Raw genomic sequence first — 6,753 nt, 5'->3', positions numbered from 1 at the left:
GCCTGCAGCATCATCTGCTGGCGCCGACTCAAGAAACACTCAATCTGTTAGGACCTCTAAGTCCGGTGCCGCAGCGAGTCAGGGGCTGCCGGATACTCCGGTTTTCCCGGGATCGGGTGGTGGCTTGCCCGCAGGTACACGTCTGGGTCAGCAGGGGTAGTCGCCGGGGGCGGCGATGACGCGGTAGTGGTAGTAGTCGCCCTCTTCGTGGTCCTTCATGGTGATGAACCCTGCGGTGTGGAGGAGTCGGAGGGTGGCGTCGAGCATGATTTCCCGGACGATGATGCGGCGGCGGTACCTGGCCGTCCTTGCTTCCGGGGAGATTTCTTCATTAGAAATTGCTTCCTCGAACTCGTTCTGAAGTTCCCAGTCCAGGGTTACGCCGAACGGATGAGTCGGATGGACATTGACGATGGCACCCGGGCCGTGTTCCAGCGGGTTGCGCCGATCGGAGATGCGGACCGGAATTCCGGACTCGGCGATCTTGTCGGCCGCGCGCTGCGCCAGGTCCTGCCATTGGCGCACCATCTCTTCGCGGTCTTCGGGTAGTTTGGTGTTCTCGGTGCCGATGTTCCAGTACATCTTCCGCGGGTCGGTGATTCTCATGGTGATTATGGTACTCCAATGTGCTTTGCGGTAATGGTTGGGGCTGCGAAAGGATATCTAGGGATTACATCGGGATGGGGCCACTGGCGCCAATTGGCGTCAGTGGCCCCACGATAGATTATTCGATTCCCGTCTTAGTAGCCTCGACGATACGCTGCTCTCAGCAGGATGTCTCTTAATTCTTCATTCATCATGAGAGACTGGGGAGAATTTGCGTCGTCGGCGACCTTTCCTGGAAGCCATTTCACCCAGTAATTTACCTCGGTGCCTTCCTTGAGTTCGTTCTGTAGAAGCAGCTCGCAGTTGGACGAAGTGGGGCCGCATGGAGATCGTTCGGTGAACAATCTCTCAATTTCTTGTGGCGAACGCCCCATTCCTTTGATCTTTTCGATGATGTCGTTCTCGGCGTGCCCGCTTCCCGCTGAGCTGTTGCCGAATATCACGTTTTGCATTTCTTTGGGTATGGGTTTCTCTAAGTTCGCGTAGTAGCCAGCCACGTCTGGATCGATGTAGTTCGGTAACTTCGCTGCCGCGTAGTTTCGTCCGTACTGTTTCAGTTCACCCGTGATGTAGCGATAATGTACCACCGCATCGGACAGTTCTCCGGCCTTGAAACGGTCGATCGCTCTGATGCAGATGTTGCTTGCCGCTGCGGCGGTGAGGCTTCGGACACCGAGAAGACAACCGGCGACCGATTTGATGAGGTCGAAGCTGAGTTGCGCCAAGCCCCGGCTTACCGCGGTGTCCGTGAGGAACGCTGCTTCGGTGAGCGCGGTGACCCTGCTGGCGAGCAGAGCGTCGCTGGCGACCCCTGCGAGGAGCTCGGCCCCGAAGGAGAGTTCGAGGCCGGCGCCGGCCGCTGTGGCGAGCGTGCCGGCGCTGAGCGAGGCGAGTCCGCCGAGGATGGGAACGGCGCACGTCTCCGCGCAGAGTATCCCGACCCCAAGGACGAGGGCGCCGGCGACGACAGTGCCGCCGATGACCCACCACTTCTCGGTCTCGGCTTCGTGGACCTGGTGAATGGTCTGGTCGACGAGATAGGCGAGCGCGGGGTCGTAGGCGGAGTTGAGACACTGTTTCAGGGCCTCGTCGCTGACGCCTTGCAGTTGCCGGCACAGCGCGACGTTGCGCTGGGATTCGGCTTCCGGATCCTCGACCAGACGGCTGGCCGTAGCAATGCACTTGTCGCGGTCCGGCCCCTCGGGAACAGCTCCACATCGGTCGTTGAGCTGCTGTCGTGCCGCCTCCTTCGCGGCCGCCTGTTCGGCTTCGGCCTTCGCGGTGGCCTTGGTGGCGGCGTCATTGGCAGCCGCGACGGCGGACGCGGCGTCGGCTCCTGCCGCTGTGGCGTCGTCGTAGGCCTGCTTCCAGGCGGCCACGGCCGACTGGGCCGAGCGGGCGGCGCTGTTGGCGGAGTTGCGGGCGTTGATCGCGGACAGGGTCGCGCGCGTGGCGGCCTGGGAAGCGCGTTTCGCGGCCGTGGCCGCGGTATCGGCGGAACGCGCCGCCTGCTGTGCCGAAGCCAGTGCCCGTTGGGCCGATTGTGCGGCCTGGTTCGCGAAGTTCGCCGCTTGCGCGGCGGAATTGTCCGCGTCCCTCGCGTAGCCCGCGGCGGCGTCGGCCGCGCCACGGGCAGTGGCGGCGACCGCCTGGGCTGTCGCCGCGTTCTGTGTCGCCTTCGCAGCGATCGAGTGGGCTTCCGCGACGAGGCCGGCGACGGCCGAGTCGTGAACGGCGGCCTCGTGGTCGTGGCGTTCGGCGACGTACTGTCCGGCTTCACGGTACTGGCGGACGATCTGGGGCGAGCCTGACAGGGCTGCCTGTGCCAGTGACTTGGTTTCCGGGCCCGCGTCGGGGTTGGCGATGAGTTGGTCGAGCGCGATGCGGTCGTCGTGCAGGTGGGCGATGTTCTGCCCGGTGTCGAGGAACTGCTTGAGAGCCGGAACGGTTCCGGTGTCAAGTGCGGTCTGGGCGGCCGCGGCGACGGTCGCGTTACCGTCCTCGCGTGCGGCGGCGAGTACCTGGTTGACGGTGATCCGCAGGTCTGTCGCCTGACGGCGGTAGGTGGGATTGGTCAGGAACTGTTTGACCGCCGCGTCCCCGGCCGCCAGTGCCTCCTGGCCGCCTGCCTTGAAGGCGTCGGTACCGTCGTCGATCAGTTCCTGCAGTTTTTCCCGGTCGTCGCGGGCCGCGGCATCGCCGAGCCGGGTCTGCACGAACGCCGTGACCTCGACGTCGTCGCCGGTGAGGGCTCCCTCCGCGGCGGCCTGCGTCCACGGGCCGCCGGTGTCGAGCAGCCGCAGAGCGATCTTCCGCCCGTCCGCCACCACGAGTGCGGGGTCGGCGCCGGGCGCTGTCGCTTCGGCGATCCACGCCTTGGTGTCGGCGTCGTACTGGGCTTCCTGGGGGAGGTCGCGGTTGCGGGTCAGTCCGAGCTCGTCGTGCACGTCGAGTGTCTGCTGAGCCGCGTCGGTCGCCTGGTCCGCCTGCACCTCGAGGCGGGCCGCGTCGGCCTTCCTCGCCGCGTCGTACAGCGCCTGTGCCTGGTTCGCCGAGTCCACCGCGGTCTGGGCAGCCGCGGTGGCGGAATTCGCGTGCTCGGTCGCGAGTTGAGCGGCGTTCTGCGCCTCGCCGGCGTGTGCGGCGGCGTCAGCGGCCGCTGTGGACGCGACTGCCGCGTCCGCGGCAGCCCGGGAGGCGAGGTCGTGTGCCTGAGCGGCTGCCGCCGCGGCGGCGTCGGCATAGTCGCGCGCCGCGGACGCGGCCTTGGCGGCGATGTCCGCCTGCCGTTGTGCGGTCGCGGCCGCCGCGCTGGCACGACTGGCATCAGCACCGGCGGCTTGTGCCCACCGAACCGAATCCTGGGCGGCCACCGCGGCCTTGTTCGCGTTGTCCTTCGCCGAGGTGGCAGCGTCAACTGCCTCCCGCGCCTTCCCGAGCGCGACCTGTGCCCGTTCGATCGAGATGACGGCGTTTTGTGCCGACGTCGACGCGTCCGCGGCATCCCGTGCGGCCTGCGAAGCATCGCCGGCCTTGCTGCGGTCCGTGCGCGCGGCCGCGGCGTAGCGCCAAGCGGTGCTCGAAGCCTGTCCGGCCTTCGCCGCAGCGGCGGATGCGCGGGCGGCGGCGCTGGCTGCGACGCGGGCCGCTGAGGTCGCGGCGTTGGCGGCGCCGATGGCGGCGGTGGCGGCGCTGGCCGCACGGTTGGCGGCGTCGGCCGCACGGTTAGCGGCCTCCGCGGCCCCCTGCGCGTTGTGCTGGGATTGCTCCGCGGCGGCTGCCGCGAACTCGGCGGCTTGCCGTGCAAGTTCGGCTTCCACGAGGGCCTTGGCAGCAGAATCCTTCGCTGCCTGGGTTTCCTGCTCCGCCTGCTCTCCCGCGATCCTGGCCGACTCCGCCAGCTGCGAGATGCTCTCGGTCTCCGCGTCGCGTGCCTCGGCGACCTCCCACTCGCGATCGATGAACAACCGCAGGGCGTCAGTTGTTTGCGCGTCCAGCGCGGTCTGTGCCGCCGCCCTGACCTCCGGCCCACCGGCGGCGAGGATCTGGTCGACCTGTATCCGCAGATCCTTGGCCTCGGCCTGGCCGGATGTGGTGGTCAGAAACCTTTGCAGCGCGTCGTGCGAACCGTCATCCAGAGCCGCCTGCGCCGCGGCCTGCACCTGTGGTCCGCCGGCGGCGAGGATCTGATCCACGCGCACCCGCAGATCGTTCGTCTGCGCCTGACCCCAGCCGCCTTCCAGGAATGTGCGCAGGGCGGTCGGGTCGCTGCTCGCGGCGTCCAGCGCACGCTGCGCCGCAGCCTTCACCGAGGCGCCACCCGAGGCGAGGATCTGATCGACCGCGATCCGGTCGTCGAGCGCGTGAAGCCGGTCGACATTGCTGTTGAGGAACGCGTCGACGTCAGCGTCGGAACCCAGAAGCGCACGCTCCGCCGCTGGTTTGACCTGGCTGCCCCCCGAACGCCACAGTGCCAGCACGATTTCCCGGGGTTTCGCCACTGGGGCCGGCGAATCCGCCGCCACTGCGGAAACCCCGGCCGGGCGGGCATCGGCGGGAACGGTGCCGAGGAGTTGGCCGAGTAGTGCGGTGATCAGGGCAAGGATGAGGCTGGTGCGCAAGCGGTGTCCGGAATGGCCGCGTGAGCGGCGCGTTCGGCGACGCCCCTTGTGCGGCGTCGCGTTGATGTTGACTCTCAACCCAGTTTCCTTCCTGCGGGGGATGGGCGGGAGGGAGCAGACGGCCCGGGCCGAGACGGTGCGGTGAGCTGCGCCTCGGCCCGAGGCCGTGCTGAGCGATCAGGCACCGAGGGGCTTCGTGATCCCCGGTTGCCTTGGGTCAGAAGTAGGTCACCTGTGTGGTGTTGTTGGCGCTGGTCCAGGTGATGTTGCCGTGTTGGAAGTCGTTGCGGCGTCCGCCGGTGACGTCGTATTCGTCGCTGGTGGGGTAGGCCAGGCGGCTGTTTTCCCAGCCGAGGCCCGCCCAGGTTTCGCGGATGCTGCCGAAGACGGCGTGGGCCGCGGTGGCGGGGGTCCAGTAGACGGAGGCGTTGTTGGTGAAGTGGTTGTAGCGGCCGACGCCGTCGGAGGTGACGGTTTCGTCGGTGGTGGGGTAGCCGAAGCCGGTTTCCCAGCCATAATCGGCCCATTTGTTGCGGATGGCGCCTTGGATGTGGTGGGCACCGCTGGCGGAGGACCAGTAGACGGAGAGGCCGTCGGGGTGGTTGAAGTGGTTGTAGCGGCCGACGCCGTCGGGAGTGGTGGATTCGTCTGTGGTGGGGAAACCGAGTTTCGGTGCCCCGCCGAGGCTGAGCCACTTCTTGCGGATATCGCCTTGGATTTCGTGGGTCCCGCTGGCCGGGGACCAGTAGATCGAGGCGGTGTCGGGGTGGCTGAAGTCGGTGTAGCGGCCGGATTCGCCGGTGATCCCGGTGATGGTGACTTCGTCGGTGACGGGGTATCCGAGGCCTCTTTCCCATCCCAGGGCTGCCCACTTCTCGTGGATGGAGCCTTGGACCACGTGTGCGTTGGTGGCGGGCGTCCAGTAGATGGAGGCGCCACCGCCGAGGCTGAAGTGGTTGTAGCGGCCAACGCCGTCGGGAGTGGTGTTCTGGTCGGTGAGGGGGAATCCGATAGCTGTGGGCCCACCGATCGCCTTGTACTTGGTGAGGATGTCGTCCTGCACGATGTGCGCGCCGGTGGCCGCTGAGTAGTAGATCGCGCCGTGCTGGTAGTCCTGCCCTGACCCACCGGCGACCGTGTACTCGTTCCCGACCGGGCTGCCCAGGAACGAATTCGCTCCGCCGAGGCCGAGGTAGCGGGTGAGGATCGGGCTGTTCATCTGGGTGGTGAGGGTGTCGTGCAGGTCGTCGACGCGGATTTCGGTGGCGCCGGTGCGGGTTTCGGTTTCGCCTAGGCAGCCGTTCTGCCAGGAGCTGTGGTTGAGCCCGACCAGTTCGGGGCCGCTGCCGGTGGTGCGGTAGGCGGGCCCGCCCGCGTCACCGCGGCAGGTCGTGGGGCCGGTGGCGCTGGTGGCCGGGAAGGTCGTGGTGGCGGGCGTGCCGGCGGTGACCGTGGTGACGTGCGGCTGGTTGGGAACCCACTCCGTCGCCGTGCGGCCATACCCGGCGACCTGCAGGGTTTCCCCGGCCTGCACAGGGGTGGCTGCGAGTGTGATCGGGGCCGTGTCGGTCACCGGCGTGGCAAGCCGGGCGAGGACGAGCGGGCGCCCGCTCTGCGGTACCACGGCGTTGATCGCGAGACGGTAGCCGGTGGTGCCACCCAGGTCGGTGCTGCCGACCGTGGCGGTCACGGGGTGAGTGGACGCGCCGGGGGCGGTGGTGTCGGGGAAACAAGCGCTGGAGGTCAGGATCCACTGGGGGGCGGTCAGCACGCCGCTGCAGTTGCCGGACTCCGCACTCACCTTGACGATGAACCGTGACGGGTCGGCAGATCCGGTGACCGCGCCGGCCGATGGTGCGGTCAGCGCCATCGTGGCGGCGGCGATCACCACAGCGGTGCTTCGGTGGAGACGTCTTCGGGTTGACACGTGCATCAGTGACTCCAAGAACATGGGGAACCGCGGTACTGCCTGGTTGTCAGCAGCGCGCGTGGAAGAAAGCGTGTTGCGCCGGCGACGTGCGGCGGT

Annotated in this window: 3 protein-coding genes; all 3 read right to left on the bottom strand. The window is 67.6% G+C overall.

Annotated elements, in window-relative coordinates; genetic code table 11:
• Nucleotides 1-147 precede the first annotated feature (147 nt).
• The 3 genes from ABFX51_RS02215 to ABFX51_RS02205 all read right to left on the bottom strand — a co-directional run bounded on the left by ABFX51_RS02215 (nucleotide 148) and on the right by ABFX51_RS02205 (nucleotide 6,618).
• Nucleotides 148-606, bottom strand: a complete 459-nt coding sequence (locus ABFX51_RS02215; RefSeq protein WP_346051733.1) for a hypothetical protein — start codon at nucleotides 604-606, stop codon at nucleotides 148-150.
• A gap of 134 nt (nucleotides 607-740) precedes the next feature.
• Nucleotides 741-4,805, bottom strand: coding sequence for a nucleic acid/nucleotide deaminase domain-containing protein (locus tag ABFX51_RS02210; protein WP_346051731.1), 4,065 nt, complete (start codon nucleotides 4,803-4,805; stop codon nucleotides 741-743).
• Between the two features lie 139 nt (nucleotides 4,806-4,944).
• Complete coding sequence (locus tag ABFX51_RS02205; RefSeq protein WP_346051729.1) at nucleotides 4,945-6,618, bottom strand: trypsin-like serine protease; 1,674 nt, start codon at nucleotides 6,616-6,618, stop codon at nucleotides 4,945-4,947.
• Between the last annotated feature and the right edge of the window lie 135 nt (nucleotides 6,619-6,753).

The sequence above is a fragment of the Amycolatopsis dongchuanensis genome (assembly GCF_039542405.1).
Lineage (GTDB): Bacteria > Actinomycetota > Actinomycetes > Mycobacteriales > Pseudonocardiaceae > Amycolatopsis_E > Amycolatopsis_E sacchari.
The sequence above is the reverse complement of the archived record's forward strand: the minus strand, read 5'-3'. Positions and strand labels throughout refer to the sequence as shown.

Coding starts and splice junctions, on each gene's coding strand:
- ABFX51_RS02215 (WP_346051733.1), bottom strand. CDS start 606: ATGAGAATCACCGACCCGCGGAAGATGTACTGGAACATCGGCACCGAG.